At 72.4% G+C, this 18,858-nt stretch carries 14 protein-coding genes; 7 read left to right on the top strand and 7 right to left on the bottom strand.

Going from position 1 to position 18,858, the window contains the following annotated elements; genetic code table 11:
* Positions 1-33: 33 nt before the first annotated feature.
* Together ACIBCJ_RS19965 and ACIBCJ_RS19970 are read left to right on the top strand one after the other, a co-directional pair.
* Complete coding sequence (locus ACIBCJ_RS19965; RefSeq protein ID WP_362104500.1) at positions 34-1,329, top strand: amino acid deaminase; 1,296 nt, start codon at positions 34-36, stop codon at positions 1,327-1,329.
* Between the two features lie 24 nt (positions 1,330-1,353).
* A complete protein-coding gene (locus tag ACIBCJ_RS19970) occupies positions 1,354-2,964 on the top strand; it encodes a D-aminoacylase (protein ID WP_362104498.1) in 1,611 nt (536 codons plus the stop codon).
* A 63-nt stretch (positions 2,965-3,027) separates the two neighbouring features.
* On the opposite strand, the gene ACIBCJ_RS19975 is transcribed toward ACIBCJ_RS19970, so the two are convergent.
* Positions 3,028-3,873, bottom strand: coding sequence for a serine protease (locus ACIBCJ_RS19975; protein ID WP_362104496.1), 846 nt, complete (start codon positions 3,871-3,873; stop codon positions 3,028-3,030).
* A gap of 235 nt (positions 3,874-4,108) precedes the next feature.
* On the opposite strand from ACIBCJ_RS19975, the gene ACIBCJ_RS19980 reads away from it, so the two are divergent.
* Complete coding sequence (locus ACIBCJ_RS19980) at positions 4,109-5,320, top strand: pyridoxal phosphate-dependent aminotransferase (protein WP_133887108.1); 1,212 nt, start codon at positions 4,109-4,111, stop codon at positions 5,318-5,320.
* A 102-nt stretch (positions 5,321-5,422) separates the two neighbouring features.
* Positions 5,423-5,845: a hypothetical protein gene (locus ACIBCJ_RS19985; protein WP_365980068.1), complete on the top strand. Its 423-nt coding sequence runs from the start codon at positions 5,423-5,425 to the stop codon at positions 5,843-5,845.
* Between the two features lie 482 nt (positions 5,846-6,327).
* Here ACIBCJ_RS19985 and ACIBCJ_RS19990 read toward each other — a convergent pair whose 3' ends face one another.
* A complete protein-coding gene (locus tag ACIBCJ_RS19990) occupies positions 6,328-8,157 on the bottom strand; it encodes a phosphoenolpyruvate carboxykinase (GTP) (RefSeq protein ID WP_365980069.1) in 1,830 nt (609 codons plus the stop codon).
* Between the two features lie 286 nt (positions 8,158-8,443).
* Here ACIBCJ_RS19990 and ACIBCJ_RS19995 point away from each other — a divergent pair, with 286 nt between their 5' ends.
* From ACIBCJ_RS19995 to ACIBCJ_RS20005, 3 genes are all read left to right on the top strand, one after another.
* The gene (locus ACIBCJ_RS19995; protein WP_362104489.1) at positions 8,444-9,148 is read left to right on the top strand and encodes a hemolysin III family protein; all 705 of its coding nucleotides are present in this window, start codon (positions 8,444-8,446) and stop codon (positions 9,146-9,148) included.
* An 82-nt stretch (positions 9,149-9,230) separates the two neighbouring features.
* Positions 9,231-9,923, top strand: a complete 693-nt coding sequence (locus tag ACIBCJ_RS20000) for a TetR family transcriptional regulator (RefSeq protein WP_365980070.1) — start codon at positions 9,231-9,233, stop codon at positions 9,921-9,923.
* Between the two features lie 4 nt (positions 9,924-9,927).
* Positions 9,928-10,659 (top strand): Mut7-C RNAse domain-containing protein, encoded by a 732-nt coding sequence (locus ACIBCJ_RS20005; protein ID WP_362104487.1) that lies wholly within the window; start codon positions 9,928-9,930, stop codon positions 10,657-10,659.
* Positions 10,660-10,697: 38 nt separating this feature from the next.
* On the opposite strand, the gene ACIBCJ_RS20010 is transcribed toward ACIBCJ_RS20005, so the two are convergent.
* The 5 genes from ACIBCJ_RS20010 to ACIBCJ_RS20030 all read right to left on the bottom strand — a co-directional run bounded on the left by ACIBCJ_RS20010 (position 10,698) and on the right by ACIBCJ_RS20030 (position 18,328).
* Entirely contained in the window at positions 10,698-12,737 is a 2,040-nt protein-coding gene (locus ACIBCJ_RS20010; RefSeq protein WP_365980071.1) for a thioredoxin domain-containing protein, read from the bottom strand.
* Between the two features lie 130 nt (positions 12,738-12,867).
* Positions 12,868-13,371, bottom strand: a complete 504-nt coding sequence (locus ACIBCJ_RS20015) for a nucleoside deaminase (RefSeq protein ID WP_362104482.1) — start codon at positions 13,369-13,371, stop codon at positions 12,868-12,870.
* A gap of 241 nt (positions 13,372-13,612) precedes the next feature.
* Entirely contained in the window at positions 13,613-14,422 is an 810-nt protein-coding gene (xdhC, locus tag ACIBCJ_RS20020; RefSeq protein WP_365980072.1) for a xanthine dehydrogenase accessory protein XdhC, read from the bottom strand.
* A gap of 1 nt (position 14,423) precedes the next feature.
* Positions 14,424-16,844: a xanthine dehydrogenase molybdopterin binding subunit gene (xdhB, locus tag ACIBCJ_RS20025; RefSeq protein ID WP_365980073.1), complete on the bottom strand. Its 2,421-nt coding sequence runs from the start codon at positions 16,842-16,844 to the stop codon at positions 14,424-14,426.
* Entirely contained in the window at positions 16,841-18,328 is a 1,488-nt protein-coding gene (locus tag ACIBCJ_RS20030) for an FAD binding domain-containing protein (RefSeq protein ID WP_365980074.1), read from the bottom strand. The genes xdhB and ACIBCJ_RS20030 overlap by 4 nt, the downstream gene beginning before the upstream one ends.
* Positions 18,329-18,858 lie beyond the last annotated feature (530 nt).

The following is an 18,858-nucleotide window of genomic DNA, read 5'->3' on the forward strand; positions in this document are numbered from 1 at the left end:
CGCAACCGCAACGCAGCAGAGCAGGGAGGCTCCATGGCCCTCGACACCGGCCCCGCCCACGGAACCGAGGCACTCGCCCGCCTGGCCGAGGAGCACGTCGACCACCGCTTCAAGGGCCTCCCGCCGGACGCGTACGGGCTGACCGTCGCCGAGCTGGCCGGACAGCGCCGCAACCTCTTCACCGACGGCTTCACCACGCCCGTACTGGCCCTGTCCGCGGAGCGCCTGGAGCACAACCTGAAGCTCATGGAGACGTACTCCGCGCGGCACGGCCTCGCCTTCGCGCCGCACGGCAAGACCTCCATGGCCCCGCAGCTCTTCCAGCGTCAGATTGAGCACGGCGCCTGGGGCATCACCCTCGCCGTGCCGCACCAGGTGCGGGTGGCGCGGGCCTTCGGCGTCCAGCGGGTCTTCCTGGCCAACGAGCTGGTCGACGCCGCCGCCCTGCGCTGGATCTCCTCGGAGCTGGACGCCGACCCGGACTTCCGCTTCGTCTGCTACGCCGACTCCGTGCGCGGGGTCGCCCTGATGGACGCGGCCCTGACGGAGGCGGGCGCCTCCCGCCCGGTGGACGTCGTGGTGGAGCTGGCCGCGGGCGAGGGCGCCCGGACCGGGGTGCGCACCGAGGCGGAGTGCGCGGCGGTCGCCGACGCGGTGGCCGGGGCGCGGACGCTGCGGCTGGCCGGTGTCGCCGGGTACGAGGGCGAGGTGCCGGACGCCGATCCGGAGAAGGTGCACGCCTGGCTGCGGCGCCTGGTGGCGCTCGCCGTCGACTTCGACAAGGCCGGGCGGTTCGAGGGGCTGGAGGAGATCGTGCTGAGCGCGGGCGGCAGCGCCTGGTTCGACGCGGTAGCCGACGTGTTCGCCGAGGTCCCCGCCCTCTCCGTGCCCGTGCTGAAACTGCTGCGTTCCGGTGCCTACGTCTCCCACGACGACGGCCACTACCGCGAGCTGACCCCCTTCAACCGGGTGCCCGGGGAGGGCGCCCTGGAGCCCGCCTTCCGCCTGTGGAGCCAGGTGGTCTCCCGCCCCTCCCCCGCGCAGGCGTTCACCAACGCGGGCAAGCGGGACGCGGCCTACGACCTCCACCTGCCCTTCGCCCAGGTCGTGCGCCGCGACGGCGTCGAGCGCCCGGCCACCGGCATCGAGGTGACCGGCCTGTCCGACCAGCACGCCTGGCTGCGCACGACGGCACAGGCGGACCTGGAGGTGGGCGACTGGCTCGGGACCGGCCTGTCGCACCCCTGCACGTCCTTCGACAAGTGGCAGCTCATCCCGGTCGCCGAGGCGGACGGGACGGTCGTCGACTACATCCGCACGTTCTTCTGAGACGTCTGAGAAAGGGAGCCGGGCATGGAAGAGCTGGTCATCAGGGACGCGGACGTCGTCGACGGCTCCGGCGCCGACTCGTACCGCGCGGACGTCGTGGTCGACGGCGGCCGGATCGTGTCGATCGTGAAGGAGGCGGCGGGCGCCGGCTGCCAGCGCCCCGCGGCGCGCCGGGAGCTGGACGCCGAGGGCCTGGTCCTGGCCCCCGGCTTCATCGACATGCACGCCCACAGCGACCTGGCGCTGCTGCGGGACCCCGACCACAGTGCCAAGGCCGCGCAGGGCGTCACCCTGGAGGTCATCGGCCAGGACGGGCTGTCGTACGCGCCGGTCGACGACCGCACCCTCGGCGAGGTGCGCCGCGCGATCGCCGGGTGGAACGGCCCCGGTGACGACGTCGACTTCGACTGGCGGTCGGTCGGCGAGTATCTGGACCGGCTCGACGCGGGTATCGCGGTCAACGCCGCCTACCTGATACCGCAGGGCACGGTGCGCGCCCTCGCGGTCGGCTGGGAGGACCGGGAGGCGACCGGGGCGGAGCTGGCGCACATGCGGCGCCTGGTCGCGGAGGGCCTGGAGCAGGGCGCGGTCGGCATGTCGTCCGGGCTGACGTACACGCCGGGCATGTACGCCAAGGACGCCGAGCTGACCGAGCTGTGCCGGGTGGTGGCCGAGTACGGCGGCTACTACTGCCCGCACCACCGCTCGTACGGGGCCGGGGCGCTCCAGGCGTACGAGGAGATGGTGGAGCTGACCCGGGAGGCGGGCTGCCCGCTGCACCTCGCGCACGCCACCATGAACTTCGGCGTCAACAAGGGCAAGGCCCCCGAACTGCTGACGCTGCTCGACAAGGCGCTCGCCGCCGGCGCCGACATCACGCTCGACACCTACCCGTACACCCCGGGCTGCACCACCCTCGTGGCGATGCTGCCGAGCTGGGCGAGCGAGGGCGGGCCGGAGCAGATCATGAGGCGGCTGGCGGACGACGACACCGCCGAGCGCATCCGGCACCACGTCGAGGAGATCGGCTCCGACGGCTGCCACGGCGTGCCCATGGAGTGGGACACGATCGAGATCTCCGGCACCGGCGACCCGGCGCTCGGGGAGTACGTCGGCCGCACCGTCAAGGAGTCGGCCGCCCTGCGCGGCGAGACGCCCTGGACGGTGGCCCGCAACCTGCTGCTGGCCGACCGGCTGGCGCCGACCATCCTCCAGCACGTCGGGCACGAGGAGAACGTCCGCGCGATCATGCGGCACCGGGTCCACACCGGCGGCTCGGACGGCATCCTCCAGGGCGCCAAGCCGCACCCGCGCGCCTACGGCACCTTCCCGCACTACCTCGGGCACTACGTGCGCGAGCTGGGTGTGCTCTCGCTGGAGGAGTGCGTCGCGCACCTCACCTCCCGCCCGGCGGCCCGGCTGCGGCTGCCGGACCGGGGGCTGGTCCGCGAGGGTCACCGGGCCGACCTGGTCCTCTTCGACCCGGCGACGGTCGCGGCGGGCAGCACCTACGACGACCCGCGCGTGCTGCCGACGGGCATCCCGTACGTGCTGGTGGACGGGCGGTTCGTGATGGAGGACGGGCGCCGCACGGACGTCCTGGCGGGCCGTTCGGTACGGCGGACGCCGCGCTGAGCCACGGGGTGGCGTCCGGATCGGGCCGGCTCCGCGAAAGCGGCCGGATCCGGACGACGCTCCCTACGGCTTGGGCAGGACGCAGCCGCTGCGGGAGAGGTCGAGCTTGTTGTCGAGGCCGAAGCAGGCGGGGATGCGGTAGGTCTGCTGGGCGTAGTTGATGCCCTTGCGGACCGTGACCGTGCCGTTCTCGGCGACCTCGCAGGGGTTGTTGTCGGTGCAGCGCCCACCGTCCTCGTTGCCCGTGTTGTTGACGGCGACGACCTTGCCGGTGGCGTTGTCCACGACGGGCGATCCCGAGGTTCCGCCGATGGTCTGGCAGGCGGAGGTGTAGCGGACCGAGTCCTTCCAGGTCCACTCCCCTTCCTTGAGCCGGTAGGCGAAGCCGTCGACGTTGCAGGCGTAGGTGCGCTTCCAGTAACCGGAGACGACGGTGATCGCGGTGCCGGCCGTGGGGCGGGCGTCGGAGAGCGTGAGCGGGCTGATCCCGTAGGAGCTGCGGATCTGGGCGTACGTGCTGGTGAGCTGGTAGAGCGAGACGTCCGTGTCGGTCATCGTCGCGTACGCGATCTTGCCGGCGCGCAGGGTGCCGACGCGGCTGCCGGAGGCGTTGAGCAGCCCGAAGGAGCGGCTGGAGGGCTGGTTGACGACGACCTCGCCGGCCGCCGGGAAGCCGGTCTCCAGACAGTGGCCGTTGGACATGACCAGCGCCGGGTCGTCGTCCTCGGACGCGGGCAGGCGGACGACGGAGCCGGAGCAGTTGCTGAGCGAGACGGTGCCGGCGAAGGAGACGGCGCGGGCGGTCGGAGCCGCGGCCGGCGCGGGAGCCGCGGATGACGCGACCGCCGGTGCCGTGCCCACGCCGGTGAGGGCCAGGGTCGCGAGCGCGGCAAGGAGAGGCTTCTTCATGTGGGGGTCCCCTCTATGGAGGGCACCGGCCGGAGGTCTTCCGGACGGCACCCGGATTGTCATGAGCATTCTCATGACAGCGAGGGGCGTGAACAAGGGGCGCTATCCGGCCGCCCGTTGGCGCGATCCGGCCCGCCGGACACGGCGCACGACGTCGGCGGCCACCCCGGCGCACACGTCTCACGTGGCGGGAAACACGGCCCAAGGGTCGTAACCGGGCCGTAAGCTCGCGGGCATGCAGGTGATCCAGTCGACCAAGCTCGCCAACGTCTGTTACGAGATCCGGGGCCCGGTGCTCGAGGAGGCGATGCGGCTGGAAGCGGCCGGGCACCGCATCCTGAAGCTGAACACCGGCAACCCTGCCGCCTTCGGCTTCGAGTGCCCGCCGGAGATCCTGGAGGACATCCTCCGCAACGTCTCCACGGCCCACGGCTACGGCGACGCGAAGGGTCTGCTGGCGGCGCGCCGGGCCGTGGTCATGCACAACCAGACCCTCGGCATCGAGACGGACGTCGAGCACGTCTTCATCGGCAACGGCGTCTCCGAGCTGATCGTGATGGCGATGCAGGGACTGCTGGACGACGGCGACGAGGTCCTCGTCCCGGCGCCCGACTACCCGCTGTGGACGGCCGCCGTCTCGCTCTCCGGCGGCACGGCGGTGCACTACCGCTGCGACGAGCAGTCCGACTGGATGCCGGACCTCGCGGACGTGGAACGGAAGATCACCGACCGCACCAAGGCACTGGTGATCATCAATCCGAACAACCCGACAGGCGCGGTCTACGACGACGCGATGCTGCGCGGGCTGACGGACATCGCGCGCCGGCACAACCTGCTGGTCTGCTCCGACGAGATCTACGACAAGATCCTCTACGACGACGCCACGCACACCCCGACCGCCGCGATCGCCCCCGACCTGCTGACGCTCACCTTCAACGGCATGTCGAAGGCCTACCGGGTGGCCGGTTACCGGGTCGGCTGGATGTCGATCTCCGGACCGCGCGCGCACGCCGAGTCCTACATCGAGGGCCTGACGGTCCTGGCGAACATGCGCCTGTGCGCCAACATGCCGGGCCAGCACGGCGTGGTCGCGGCGCTCAGCGGGCGGCAGACCATCAACGAGCTGGTGCTGCCCGGCGGACGGCTGCGCGAGCAGCGGGACGCCGCGCACGAGGCGCTGACCAGCATCCCGGGCGTGACCTGCGTGAAGCCGAAGGGCGCGCTGTACCTGTTCCCGCGGCTGGACCCCAAGGTCTTCAAGATCAAGGACGACCGGCGGATGGTCCTGGACCTGCTGCGCCAGGAGAAGATCATGGTCGTCCAGGGCACCGGCTTCAACTGGCCCGAGCCCGACCACTTCCGGGTGGTGACCCTGCCGACGGCCGCGGACCTGCGCGAGGCGGTGGGCCGGATCGGCACCTTCCTGGACGGGTACGGCCAGCACTGAGCCGTCCGCCGCACCCTGTTCCAGGACTTTGTCCCGAACGGCGTCAACTTTAGATTGAATCCAATGTAGGATGGTTTCCTGAAGCACTCAGGAGGCCATCCCATGTACGAGCCGATCCGCAGCAAGTCGGTCCACAGCACGATGGCCGGCAGCACCACGGACTTCCCCCACCGGTCCCGGGACGAGGAACTGGACATCCAGCTCGCCGGCCATCTCACCGCGCTGCTCGCCGTCACGGACGAGCTGCGCGCACTGGCGCCCGACACCGGCCTGGACGCCGCCGCCGACCGGCTCTGCGAGCAGGTGACCCGGCTGCGGGGAGGTCAGGCGCCGGTCCGGCTGCACGTGACCGCCGGCCACCCGGAGCCGCAACCGGCGGCCCTGCACCGGCGGGCGCACACCCTGGCGGCCCGCGCCCTGGTGGTCGCCGCCTCGCGCGCCGACACGGCGGTCGCGATCCTGACCGCCGAGCGCATGGACGCCCACGCCGCGGCCCTGGAGCCGCGCGAACTCGCGTCCCGCTGAGCCTGCGGGCTCCCCCGGACGGCCCCGGTCCGCGCGCACCCGCAGCGACGCGCGGACCGGGTGCCACTCACTGCGTGGCTTGGTCGGGGTCGCCGCGGCGCCGTGGGGCTGCTGCGGGTCGGCGGCTTTCCGTGCGTTGTGGCTGGTCGCGCAGTTCCCCGCGCCCCTTTGGGGCACGTCTCGCCGCCGGCGTCGGTCGCTGGGGCGCCGTAGGGCTGCTGACGGTCGGCGGGTTTCCGTCCGTCGTGGCTGGTCGCGCAGTTCCCCGCGCCCCTTTGGGGCGCGTCCCTGTCGGTGTGGAGATGTTGAAGGGCCGGGTCCGGCGCACGCCTTTGTGCGGGGACCCGGCCCGTACGGGATCTCCCCCGCTCCGGGACATCGAGCTACTGGAGCGGGGCGAGGCCCCCTCGTGACCGGCCTTCGTGACGACTTCGCGGGTCAGGGCTAGTCGGACCGGCCACGGAGCTGGGTGGGGACGGTGCTCAGCCCAGGCGCTGCACCAGGGCCCGGTACTGGTCCCACAGCTCGGTGGGCGTGTGGTCGCCGAAGGTGTTCAGGTGCTCGGGGACGAGTGCCGCCTCCTCGCGCCACACCTCCTTGTCGACGCTGAGCAGGAACTCCAGGTCGGCGTCGGGCAGGTCGAGGCCGTCGGTGTCGAGGGACTCCTTGGTCGGCAGCACGCCGATCGGGGTCTCCACGCCGTCCGCCCTGCCCTCCAGGCGCTCCACGATCCACTTCAGGACGCGGCCGTTCTCGCCGAAGCCCGGCCAGACGAACCGGCCCTCGTCGTCCTTGCGGAACCAGTTGACGTAGTAGATCTTCGGCAGCTTGGACTGGTCCTTGTCCTTGGCCACGTCGACCCAGTGCCCCATGTAGTCGCCCATGTTGTAGCCGCAGAACGGCAGCATGGCGAAGGGGTCACGGCGCAACTCGCCGACCTTGCCCTCCGCGGCGGCGGTCTTCTCGGAGGCCACGTTGGCGCCGAGGAAGACGCCGTGGTTCCAGTCGAAGGACTCGGTGACCAGCGGTACGGCGGTGGCGCGGCGCCCGCCGAAGAGGATCGCCGAGATCGGCACGCCCTTCGGGTCCTCCCACTCCGGCGCGATGATCGGGCACTGTGACGCGGGCGTGGTGAAGCGCGCGTTGGGGTGCGCGGCCGGCGTGCCCGACTCGGGCGTCCAGTCGTTGCCCTTCCAGTCGGTCAGGTGGGCCGGGGTCTCCTCCGTCATGCCCTCCCACCACACGTCGCCGTCGTCGGTGAGGGCGACGTTGGTGAAGACCGAGTTGCCCCACAGCGTCTTCATCGCGTTGGCGTTGGTGTGCTCACCGGTGCCGGGCGCGACGCCGAAGAAGCCGGCCTCGGGGTTGATCGCGTACAGGCGGCCGTCCTCGCCGAAGCGCATCCAGGCGATGTCGTCGCCGATGGTCTCCACGGTCCAGCCGGAGATCGTGGGCTCCAGCATGGCGAGGTTGGTCTTGCCGCAGGCCGACGGGAAGGCGGCGGCGACGTACTTGGGCGCGCCGGTGGGCGGGGTCAGCTTCAGCACCAGCATGTGCTCGGCGAGCCAGCCCTCGTCGCGGGCCATGACGGAGGCGATGCGCAGCGCGTAGCACTTCTTGCCGAGCAGGGCGTTGCCGCCGTAGCCGGAGCCGTAGGACCAGATCTCGCGGTCCTCGGGGAAGTGCGAGATGTACTTGGTGCTGTTGCACGGCCACGGGACGTCCGCCTCGCCCTCGGCGAGCGGCGCGCCGAGGGTGTGCACGGCCTTGACGAAGAAGCCGCCCTCGCCCAGCTCGTCCAGGACGGGCTGTCCCATGCGGGTCATGGTGCGCATGGAGACCGCGACGTACGCGGAGTCGGTGATCTCGACGCCCAGCGCGGACAGCGGGGAGCCGAGGGGGCCCATGCAGAAGGGCACGACGTACATGGTCCGGCCGCGCATGGAACCGCGGAACAGCCCGCCCTCTCCCTGGTCACCGGTGAAGATCTCCCGCATCTCGGCGGGGTCCTTCCAGTGGTTGGTGGGGCCCGCGTCCTCCTCCTTGACGGAGCAGATGAAGGTCCGGTCCTCGACACGCGCGACGTCGGAGGGGTCGGAGGCCGCGTAGTAGGAGTTGGGGCGCTTGATCGGGTCGAGCTTGCGGAAGGTGCCCTTCTCGACGAGCTCCCCGCACAGGCGCTCGTACTCGGCCTCGGATCCGTCGCACCAGACCACTGCGTCCGGCTGGGTCAGTTCGGCGATCTCGTTCACCCACGAGATCAGTTCCTGGTGGTCGGTGGGGACGGGGGGAGCAGCGATGTCGCGCGCCACGATTGCTCCTAAGTGAGGGGTTTTTGTTGACAGGCCCCGTGGGGGCTGCGACCCGGATGCGTGACGTCGTCCTCTTGGGCGCTCATCCGGTGTCGACCGCACTCATTTGATCATCCGACCTGTGCGCCCATCTGTCCAGAGGGCATCACACTTGAGCGGCGTGAGGCTCGCCACGTCCCGGAACCGGGAATGCGGTACCTCACCGCCCGTGAGACGATGGCCACTTGTCATGGGGCGGCTGGCCGTACTGATGCGTAACTTACGGAACCGTAGGTACGATGCGTCCATGACTGCGTCCGTCCCCGACGCGCCCAGGGACTCGGCCGCCGCCGGCCAGGGCCCTGTCGCGCTCTCCCTTCCGCACCCGGTCAAGCCGAAGCTGCGCGGCTGGCTCCACCTCGGTATGTTCCCGGCCGTCCTCGTCGCCGGTCTGGTGCTCACCGCGCTCGCCGAATCGTCCGAGGCCCGCATCGCCTGCGGGATCTACGTCCTCACGGCCTGCCTGCTGTTCGGCGTCAGCGCGCTCTACCACCGGGGCGACTGGAGCCCGCGCATGGACGGCGTGCTGCGCCGCCTCGATCACGCCAACATCTTCCTCATCATCGCGGGCACCTACACCCCGCTCACGATGCTGCTGCTGCCCGGCGCCCAGGGCGAGTGGCTGCTGTGGGGCATCTGGGCGGCCGCCGCGGCCGGCATCGTCTTCCGGGTCTTCTGGGTCGGCGCACCGCGCTGGCTCTACACCCCCTGCTACCTCGCGATGGGCTGGGCGGCCGTCTTCTACCTGCCCGAGTTCATGCGGGCCGGCGGCATCGCCGTCCTGGTCCTGGTCATCGTGGGCGGGCTCCTCTACAGCGCGGGCGGCGTCATCTACGGCCTGAAGCGCCCCAACCCCTCCCCGCGCTGGTTCGGCTTCCACGAGGTCTTCCACTCCTTCACGCTGGCCGCCTTCATCGCGCACTACGTGGGAATCTCTCTGGTCGCGTACTAGGCGGCAGGGGCGCCGCCTGCCGGGCGGCACGGGCGCCGGCACGGGCGCCCGGGGGGGGCGGCGCATGGCCGACAATGGCCGTATGACCGGCGTACGCTCCCCCCTGCTCTCCCCCACCGGCGGTCCGCGACCGGGTCTGCGGGAGCGGAAGAAGGCCAAGACCCGTGAGGCGATCCGCGCCGCGGCCTACGGGCTGATCCGGCAGCAGGGATACGAGGCCACGACGGTCGAGCAGATCGCGGGGCGCGCCGAGGTGTCTCCGTCGACCGTGCTGCGCTACTTCCCGACCAAGGAGGACATCGTCCTCACGGACGCGTACGACCCGGTCATGGCGGCGGAGCTCGCCGCCCGGCCCGCCGGAGAGCCGTGGCCGGAGTCCCTGCGGCACGTCCTGCGCGCGGTGCTCGGCGTCGGCGCCGGCGAGGAGGCCGAGCTGACCCGGCTGCGGACGCGGCTGCTGGCCGAGGTGCCCGCGGTGCGCTCGCGGATGCTGGAGAACATGTCGGCCACCGGCCGGGTGCTCGCCCGCGCCATCGCCGAACGCACCGGCCTCGCCCCGGACTCGCTGGAGGCCAGGACCGTGTCGATGTCCCTGGTCGGCGGCCTGATGGAGGTCTCGCGGTACTGGGCCGAACACGACCACGAGGAGAGCCTGACCGAGCTGGTCGATCGCGCCCTGGACGCCCTGGAGAACGGGCTGCCCGCGCTCCGGCAAGGCTCCCGGGAGGGCCGCGGAAAAGCCCACGGCCCCGGCCCCGCCCCCGTGGCATCCTGACCGGGTGAACGGTCCCGAGATCCGCGTCGAGTTCGCCCCCGAGCTGCGTCTGTTCGTCCCCCGCGCCCGCTCCACCGGCACCGCCCTGACGGCCACCGACGGCGTCTCCACCCTCGGTCACCTCGTGGAGTCCCTCGGCGTCCCGCTGACCGAGGTCGGCGCCCTGCTCGTCGACGGCCGCGAGACCGGGCCCGGACACGTCCCGGCGGGCGGCGAGTCGGTGCGCGTCCGGCCCGTCGAGCACCCTCAGCGGGTCCCCGGCGCTCCCCTGCGGTTCCTCCTCGACGTGCACCTCGGCACCCTCGCCCGGCGGCTGCGGCTGCTCGGTGTGGACACGGCCTACGAGTCGACGGACCTCGGCGACCCGGCGCTCGCCGCGCTGTCGGCGGCCGAGAAGCGGGTCATGCTCAGCCGCGACCGGGGGCTGCTGCGCCGCCGCGAGCTGTGGGCCGGTGCCTACGTCTACAGCACCCGCCCCGACGAACAGCTCCAGGAGGTCCTGGACCGGTTCCGGCCCGCGCTGCACCCGTGGACGCGGTGCACCGCCTGCAACGGCCTGCTCCGGGCGGCCACCAAGGAGGAGGTGGCCCAGCAGCTCAAGGGCGGAACGCAGCGGTCGTACGACGTCTTCGCCCAGTGCGCCGCGTGCGGACGCGCCTACTGGAGGGGCGCGCACCACGAGCAGCTGGAGGCGATCGTGGAGCGCGCCGTGAGCAGGAGCGCCCGGGGCCACTGAGCGGCCCGGACGGTCACCGGCGGCCGGGGGCTCCCGGCTCAGCCGTTGGGTGCGACCAGAGCGGCGCGCAGCCGCTCCGGGTCGGTGGTCGGCGCGTCGCAGGTGAAGTTCCGGCAGACGTAGGCGGCCGGCGCCCCGCCCACCAGGGGCCGGTCGGCGAGCAGCGGGAACTCGTCGCTCCCCTCGGCGCCGAAGGCCACGACCGCCCCGGGGGCCGTCCCCAGCAGCGCCGTGCGGTGCAGTCCCCGCGCGGCCGGGTCGGCCGGGCCGGCTCCGACCACGGCGACTTCGCGCGGGCCGTCGAGCAGCGCCTCGGCGGCCGCCAGCCCCCAGCCGACGAAGCGCGGGACGCGTGGGCCGAGCGTCTTCACCACGCCCAGGGCGCGCTCGGCGGCGGCCCGGTGCGGTGCGGAACCGGTGTGGGCGGCGTAGGACAGCAGGGCGGCCGCGGCGGCGCTCCAGCCGGACGGGGTGGCGTTGTCGGTCGGGTCCTGCGGGCGGCGGATCAGCTGCTCGGCGTCGGCCGCGGTGTCGTACAGCGAGCCGGACTCGTCCGCGAAGCGGGTGAGGACGTGGTCGAGCAGGAAACCGGCGAAGTCCAGCCAGACGCCCTCCCCGGTGACCGACGCCAGCGCGAGGAAGCCCTCGGCCACGTCGGCGTAGTCCTCCAGGACCCCGGCGTTGGCACCGGCCCTGCCGTCCTTGCTGGTGCGGGTCAGCCGCACCTGCTCGTCGAGGTGCAGCCGCACCAGCAGGTCACCGGCGGTGACGGCGGCCTCGACCAGGTCGGGGCGCTCGAAGTAGGCGCCGGTCTCGGCGAGCGCGGCGATGGCCAGCCCGTTCCAGGCGGCGACCACCTTGTCGTCCCGGCCCGGGGCGGGGCGTGAGTCCCGGGCGGCCAGCAGCCGCTCCCGGATCGACGCGATGCGCCCGGCGTCGAAGACGCCCTCCTGCTGCGGCAGTTGCAGCACGGAGGCGCCGTGCTCGAAGGTGCCCTCCTGTGTCACGCCGAAGTACCGGGCGGCCAGCTCCGCGTCCTCGGCGCCGAGGACCTCGGTGAGCTGGGCCGGCGTCCACACGTAGTACGCGCCCTCCACGTGCTTCCCGCTGCCGTCGTCGCTGTCGGCGTCCAGCGCGGAAGCGAAACCGCCCTCGGCGGTGCGCAGTTCGCGGACCATGAAGTCGGCGGTCTCCAACGCCACCCGGCGGGCGAGGTCGGAGCCGGTGGCCCGCCACAGGTGGGCGTAGACCCGGCACAGCAGGGCGTTGTCGTACAGCATCTTCTCGAAGTGCGGCACGACCCACTCGCGGTCCACGGAGTACCGGGCGAAACCGCCGCCCAGCTGGTCGTAGATGCCGCCGCGCGCCATCCGCTCGCAGGTGTCGGCCGCCATCTGCAGCGCGCCCTCGGCGCCGGTGCGGGCGTGGTGGCGCAGCAGGAACTCGATCACCATGGACGGCGGGAACTTCGGCGCCCCGCCGAACCCGCCGCGCTGCTCGTCGTACTCCCGGGTGAGGCCGAGCAGTGCCTGCCCGAGCTGCTCCTCGCCGGGCGCCTCGGCGCCGCCGTAGGAGATCTCCCGCCCGGCGAGGTCCCGCACGATCTTCCCCGCGACCTCGGTGACCTCGCCGCGCCGCTCCGCCCAGGCCTGGTGCACGCCCTGGAGCACCTGGCGGAAGGACGGCATGCCGTGCCGGGGCTCGGGCGGGTAGTAGGTGCCGAAGTAGAAGGGCTCGGCGTCCGGCGTGAGGAAGACGGTCATGGGCCAGCCGCCCTGCCCGGTCGCCGCCTGCACGGCCTCCATGTAGACGGCGTCCACGTCCGGCCGCTCCTCGCGGTCGACCTTGACGGACACGAAGTGGCTGTTCAGGAACGCGGCGGTCGTCTCGTCCTCGAAGGACTCGTGGGCCATGACATGACACCAGTGGCAGGCGCTGTACCCGACGCTCAGCAGGACCGGGACGTCGCGCCGCCGGGCCTCCTCGAAGGCCTCCGGCTCCCACGACCACCAGTCGACGGGGTTGTCCGCGTGCTGAAGGAGGTACGGGGACGTCGCCTGCGCAAGTCGGTTGGCCATGCCCCCATCCTCGCGCACTCGCTCCCGCACCGCCCATACGCCACGGGGAGCAGCGCACGGACGGGGCAGCCGCGTCCGGCCCTCGGGCCGGCGCGGCCGACGGCGGGCGTCCGGTGGGCGGCGCGTCCGGTCAGTAGTCGATGCGGTCGGTCTTGGCGATCCAGGCATCGAACGGCTGGGTGCGGTGGGGCAGGTCGAGGTGCTCCACGGCCATCGGCCACATCTCCTGGGGCCGCTTCTCGAACAGGTCGTAGAACTTGCGGTCGTCGAAGCCGGCCACGGCGGCGTCGTGGCGGTCGGCGGAGTAGATCAGCCGGTCGACGCGCGCCCACAGGGACGAGGACAGACACATCGGGCAGGGCTCGCAGGACGTGACGAGGGTGCAGCCATCGAGGCTGAAGGTGCCCAGCTCCTGGCAGGCGGCGCGGATGGCGCTGACCTCGGCGTGGGCGGTGGGGTCGAGGCTGGAGGTGACCTTGTTGTTGGCGGTGGCGACGACGACGCCGTCCTTGGCGACGAGGGCGCCGAAGGGGCCGCCGCCGTTCGCGACGCTGGTCGTGGCCAGCTCGATGGCCTGGTCCATCCAGGCGCGCTCGTGCGCGCGGATGCCGGTCTCGACGGTGTGGATGGTCATGACGCTCCTTGGCCGGTGTGTGGGTGGACCTGCTGGCTGCAACCTGTAGAGGGAGTACACAGGTTGTCGGCCGGGACCAGCCAGGGACCGAAGGCACGAACAACGAGCAGGCTGGTACGGGCGCTTCGTAGACTCCTACAAAAGCTGCTCGGGGTCGTGACGCGGGACCGCTCTCATGCCGAAAGGGTGCCCCGCCGGTGTGGTTCACACCGGCGGGGCACCCTGTGGTCCGGCGCGGAGGTCAGTCCCCCGCGGTCTCGAAGGTGCGCAGCAGGTCGGCCGCGACGCTCACGGCGATGGTCGCCGGCTCCTTGCCGGTGATGTCGGCCAGCCCGATCGGCGTCTTGATCCGGTCGATGGCGGCCTCGTCGTGGCCGCCCTCGGTGGCCAGCCGCTTGCGGAACCGCGACCACTTGGCCGCCGACCCGATCAGTCCGACCGAGCCGAGGTGGCCGGTGCGCAGGGCGGCGTCGCACAGGGCGGCGTCCTCGGCGTGGTCGTGCGTCATGATCAGGACGTGGGTGCCGGGCGGCAGCTCGGCCAGCACCTCCTCCGGCAGCAGCGGCGTGTGGTGCACGTGCACGTGCGCCACCGCGTCGGCCAGCACGCCGAGCCGCTCCTCGGACAGGAGCTCGGCGCGGCTGTCGACCAGGTGGAGGTCCAGGTCCTGGCGGGCCAGGATGCGGGCCAGTTCGAGCCCGACGTGGCCGACGCCGAAGACCGCCACCGCCCGCACCACGGGCAGCGGTTCGAGCAGGACCGCGACCGTGCCGCCGCAGCACTGCACGCCGTGCTGGTTGGTCACTTTGTCGTTCAGCGCGAAATCCATCAGCTCGGGCTCCGGCTTGGCCGCGGTGATCATCTCCCGGGCCCGGTCGATCGCGACGGCCTCGACGTTGCCGCCGCCGATCGAACCCCACGTGCCGGTCCGCCCCACGACGAGCTTGGCACCGGCGTCGCGCGGGGCGTGGCCGCGCACGGTCGCGACGGTCACCAGCACGCCGGGTTCCCGGCGGGCCCGCAACCGCGCGACCGCGGCGATCCACGTCATGTCAGGCACCGCTCAGCGCTTCCGCGCCGCTGCGGACCCCGCCGTGGTCGGGGGCGGCCTCGCCGCGTTCCCGGCCGTCCCCGGCGGTGGCGCCCTGCCGGGCCGCCTCGATCGCCCAGTACACCGCCTCCGGCGTGGCGGGCGAGGCCAGTTCGACGCTCACCCCGGCCGGGCCGAAGGCGGCGGCGGCCTGACGCAGCGCCTCGCGCACCGAGAACGCCAGCATCAGCGGGGGCTCGCCGACCGCCTTGGAGCCGTACACGGCGCCTTCTTCGGTGGCGTTCTCCAGCAGGTGGACGTTGAACTCCTCGGGCATCTCCGAGAAGCTCGGCAGCTTGTACGTGCTCGCCGCCTGGGTCAGCAGCCGGCCCCGGTTCGGGCCGTCCCCGGTGTCCCAGCGCAGGTCCTCCAGCGTCAGCCAGCCCGCGCCCTGCACGAAGCCGCCCTCGACCTGACCGATGTCGATCATCGGGGAGAGGCTGTCGCCGACGTCGTGGACGATGTCCACCCGCCGGATGCGGTACGCGCCGGTGAAGCCGTCGACCTCCACCTCGGTCGCCGCGGCGCCGATGGCGAAGTACTTGAACGGAGTCCCCCGGAACGACTTCGCGTCCCAGTGCAGCCCCTCGGTCCGGTAGTAGCCGGCCGCCGAGAGCTGGACCCGCTGGAAGTACGCGGTGTGCACCAGGTCGTCCCAGGCCAGCTCCGCGTCGCCGCCCAGGGCGCGCGCGACGCCGTCGACGATGCGCACGTCGGAGGCGTTCGCACCGAGCCGGCTCGCGGCCACCTGAAGCAGCCGCTCGCGCAACTGCTCGCAGGCGTTCTTGATCGCCCCGCCGTTGAGGTCCGCGCCGGAACTGGCGGCGGTGGCGGAGGTGTTGGGCACCTTGTCGGTACGGGTCGGGGCGAGGCGCACCTTGTGCAGCGGGATGCCCAGGGTGGTCGCGGCCACCTGGAGCATCTTGGTGTGCAGACCCTGGCCCATCTCGGTGCCGCCGTGGTTGATCAGGACGGAGCCGTCCTTGTAGATCAGCACCAGCGCGCCGCCCTGGTTGAAGGCGGTGAGGTTGAACGAGATGCCGAACTTGACGCCGGTGACCGCCAGCGCCCGCTTGGTGTGCGGGTGGGCCGCGTTGAAGGCGGCGATCTCGCGCTTGCGGTCGGCGATGCCGCCGTCGTCCCGCACCTGCTGCCAGACGGTGGCGATCCGCTCGGGCTGGGTGACCGGCTGCCCGTACGGCGTGGTCTGGCCCTGGCCCGGCCGGTAGAAGTTGCGCTCGCGCAGCACCATCGGGTCCAGGCCGAGCCGCGGCGCGCAGCGGCCGAGGATGTCCTCGATCACCAGCATGCCCTGCGGCCCGCCGAAGCCGCGGAAGGCGGTGTTGGAGACGGTGTTGGTCCGGGCGATGCGGCCGGCGACCCGCGCGTTGGGGATCCAGTACGTGTTGTCGATGTGGCACAGCGCCCGGGCGAGGACGGGCTCGGACAGGTCGAGGCTCCAGCCGCCGTCCGCGGTCAGGGTGGCCTCCAGGGCCTGGATGCGGCCCTCGGTGTCGAAGCCGATCTTCCAGCCCGCGTGGAACCCGTGCCGCTTGCCGGACATGGTCAGGTCCTGGGTCCGGTTGAGCCGGAAACGGACCGGACGGCCGGTGAGCTTGGCGCCGAGCGCGGCGACGGCCGCGAAGCCGTGCGGCTGCATCTCCTTGCCGCCGAAGCCGCCGCCCATCCGCAGGCACTGCACGGTCACCTCGTGCGAGGGCACGCCGAGCACGTGCGCGACGATCTCCTGGGTCTCCGAGGGGTGCTGGGTGCTGCTCTGGATGAACAGCTGCCCGTTCTCGTCGACCTGGGCCAGCGCCGCGTGCGTCTCCAGGTAGAAGTGCTCCTGGCCGGAGAACTGGAACTCGCCGGTGAACACGTGCGCGGAGTCGGCGAAGCCCGCGTCGACGTCGCCGTGCGTCATGACGGGGCGGGCGCCGTGGTAGCTGTCCGCCGCGATGGCGTCCTGGAGCGTGATCAGGGAGGGCAGTTCCTCCAGGTCCACCTCGACGGCCGCCGCGCCGAGCCGCGCCGCCTCCAGGGTCTCGCCCAGCACCCAGGCGACGGCGTGGCCGTGGAACATGACCTCGTCGGGGAAGAGGGGCTCGTCGTGCTTCATGCCGGCGTCGTTGACCCCGGGCACGTCGGCACCGGTCAGGACGCGGACCACGCCGGGCACGGCGAGCGCGGGGGCGGTGCGCAGCGCGGTGATCCGGCCGCGGGCCCTCATCACCTGGACCGGGTAGGCGTGCAGCACGTCCTTGGTGCGCTGGACCAGGTCGTCGGTGTAGAGCGCGGTGCCCGTGACGTGCTGGTAGGCGCTCTCGTGGGGCAGCGAGACGCCGACGGCCGGCTTCTCGGGACGCTCTGACAGATGGCTCATGACGGCACCGCCTCGGTGGTCTGGGCGTACAGCTTCAGCAGGCTCTGGCCGAGCATCGCGGAACGGTAGAGGGAACTGGCGCGGTGGTCGTCCATCGGGGTGCCCTCGCCGCGCAGCACCCGGGCCGCGGCCTCGGCGGTCCCGGCCGTCCACGGCCTGCCCTCCAGGGCGGCCTCGGTGGCGAGCGCGCGGACCGGGGTGGCGGCCACGCCGCCCAGGCCGATGCGCGCCTTGCGGACGATCCCGCCGTCCACGTCCAGCGCGAAGGCGACGGCCACGCTGGAGATGTCGTCGAACCGCCGCTTGGCGATCTTGTGGAAGGCGGTGACCGGCGACAGCGGCAGCGGGACGCGTACCGCGCGGATCAGCTCGCCGGGACGGCGCACGCTCTGCCGGTAACCGGTGAAGTAGTCGGCCAGCGGGACCTCCCGCTCGCCGTCGGCGTCGGCGAGCACCAGCGACGCCTCCAGCGCGAGCAGCACCGGCGGGCTGTCGCCGATGGGCGAGCCGGTACCGAGGTTGCCGCCCAGCGTGGCGCCGTTGCGGATCAGCCGGGACGCGAACTGCGGGAACAGCTGCGCCAGCAGCGGGACGGTGCCGTCGAGACGGCGTTCGATCTCGGTGAGTGTGAGGGCCGCGCCGATCTCGACGCGGTCGTCCTCGACGCGCAGTTCCCGCAGTTCGGGCAGCCGGTCGACGGCGACCACGCAGTCGGCGCGGCGGGAGCGGATGTTGACCTCCACGCCCCAGTCGGTGCTGCCGGCGACCACGACCGCGTCGGGCCGCTCGCGCAGCAGCCGCAGGGTCTCGGCCAGGGTGTCCCTGCGCACGAAGGCGCGGTCGTCCTGGCGGTACTCGGTGGCTACGGGTGCGGGCGGGGCCTCGTCGCGGCGCTGGGCCAGCGGGTCCTCGTCGGCGGGCGCGCCGACGGCGAAGGCGGCGTCGCGGATCGGCCGGTAGCCGGTGCAACGGCACAGGTTGCCGCTGAGCGCGTGCAGGTCGAAGCCGTTCGGGCCGTGCTCGGCGTCGCCGCCGTCACCGCTGCCGTCCGCCGCGTCGGCACCCGGCTCCGAGTGGGCGCACCGGTCGGGACGGTAGTACTCACCGGCCATGCTGCAGATGAATCCCGGCGTGCAGTAGCCGCACTGGGAGCCGCCGCGGACCGCCATCTCCTCCTGCACCGGGTGCAGGGCGGGCGGGGTGCCCGGCGCCTGCACGGTGGCGAGGCCCTCCGAGGTGACGACCTCCTGGCCGTCGAGCGCCGCGACCGGGACCAGGCAGGCGTTGACCGGCACCCAGTCGGTGGGCTTGTTCACCCCGGGGCGGGCCACCAGGACCGAGCAGGCGCCGCACTCACCCTCGGCGCAGCCTTCCTTGGTGCCGGTGAGACCGCGCTCGCGCAGGAAGTCGAGGACCGTGGTGTGGGGCGCGGACGGCGCGATCGGTGCTTCTTTTCCGTTGACGGTGATCCGTGCCGTTGTCATGACCGACCTTCATTTCGACTCGGGACGCGTCGATTCATCATGTTCGCCAATTTCAGGCAGCTTTCTTGGTTCATACGCGCCGCGCAGAGAAAGCGAGCGCACATCGGCACGCGACAACGGCGTGCCGTGAAGTGAAGAGGGAGGAAACCCGGGACGTGCCGCGTCAGGGCACGGGGAACGGCGTGTCAGCAGCCGTGCGCGACCCGACCCGAAACCCACACGGTGCGGCGGGCGAGGCGACTCAGATCGGAGTTGGTGTACATCCGTCGGTCGCCTCCTCTCGGTAGTCATGGGTCTGCTTCCCTGGCAAATTAGTGGCTGCGCCCACCCGGGTCAAGAGCGGAATTCGTCGAATTTCCCGGCCGGGAAGAGGCCGCCGCACGACCGGCGGGCGCCGCACGACCCTCCGCAGGCTCTCCTCGCCGCAGGAGTCTTGACCGACGCGGAAGCGGGGAAGGACCCGGGGACCGGGCCGGGAGGGCTCCGGGACGCCCGGGGCCACCGGGGCATCCGGAGCGGTCCCGGCGGAG

The sequence above is a fragment of the Streptomyces sp. NPDC051136 genome, assembly GCF_044455745.1.
In the GTDB taxonomy this organism is placed as follows: domain Bacteria; phylum Actinomycetota; class Actinomycetes; order Streptomycetales; family Streptomycetaceae; genus Streptomyces.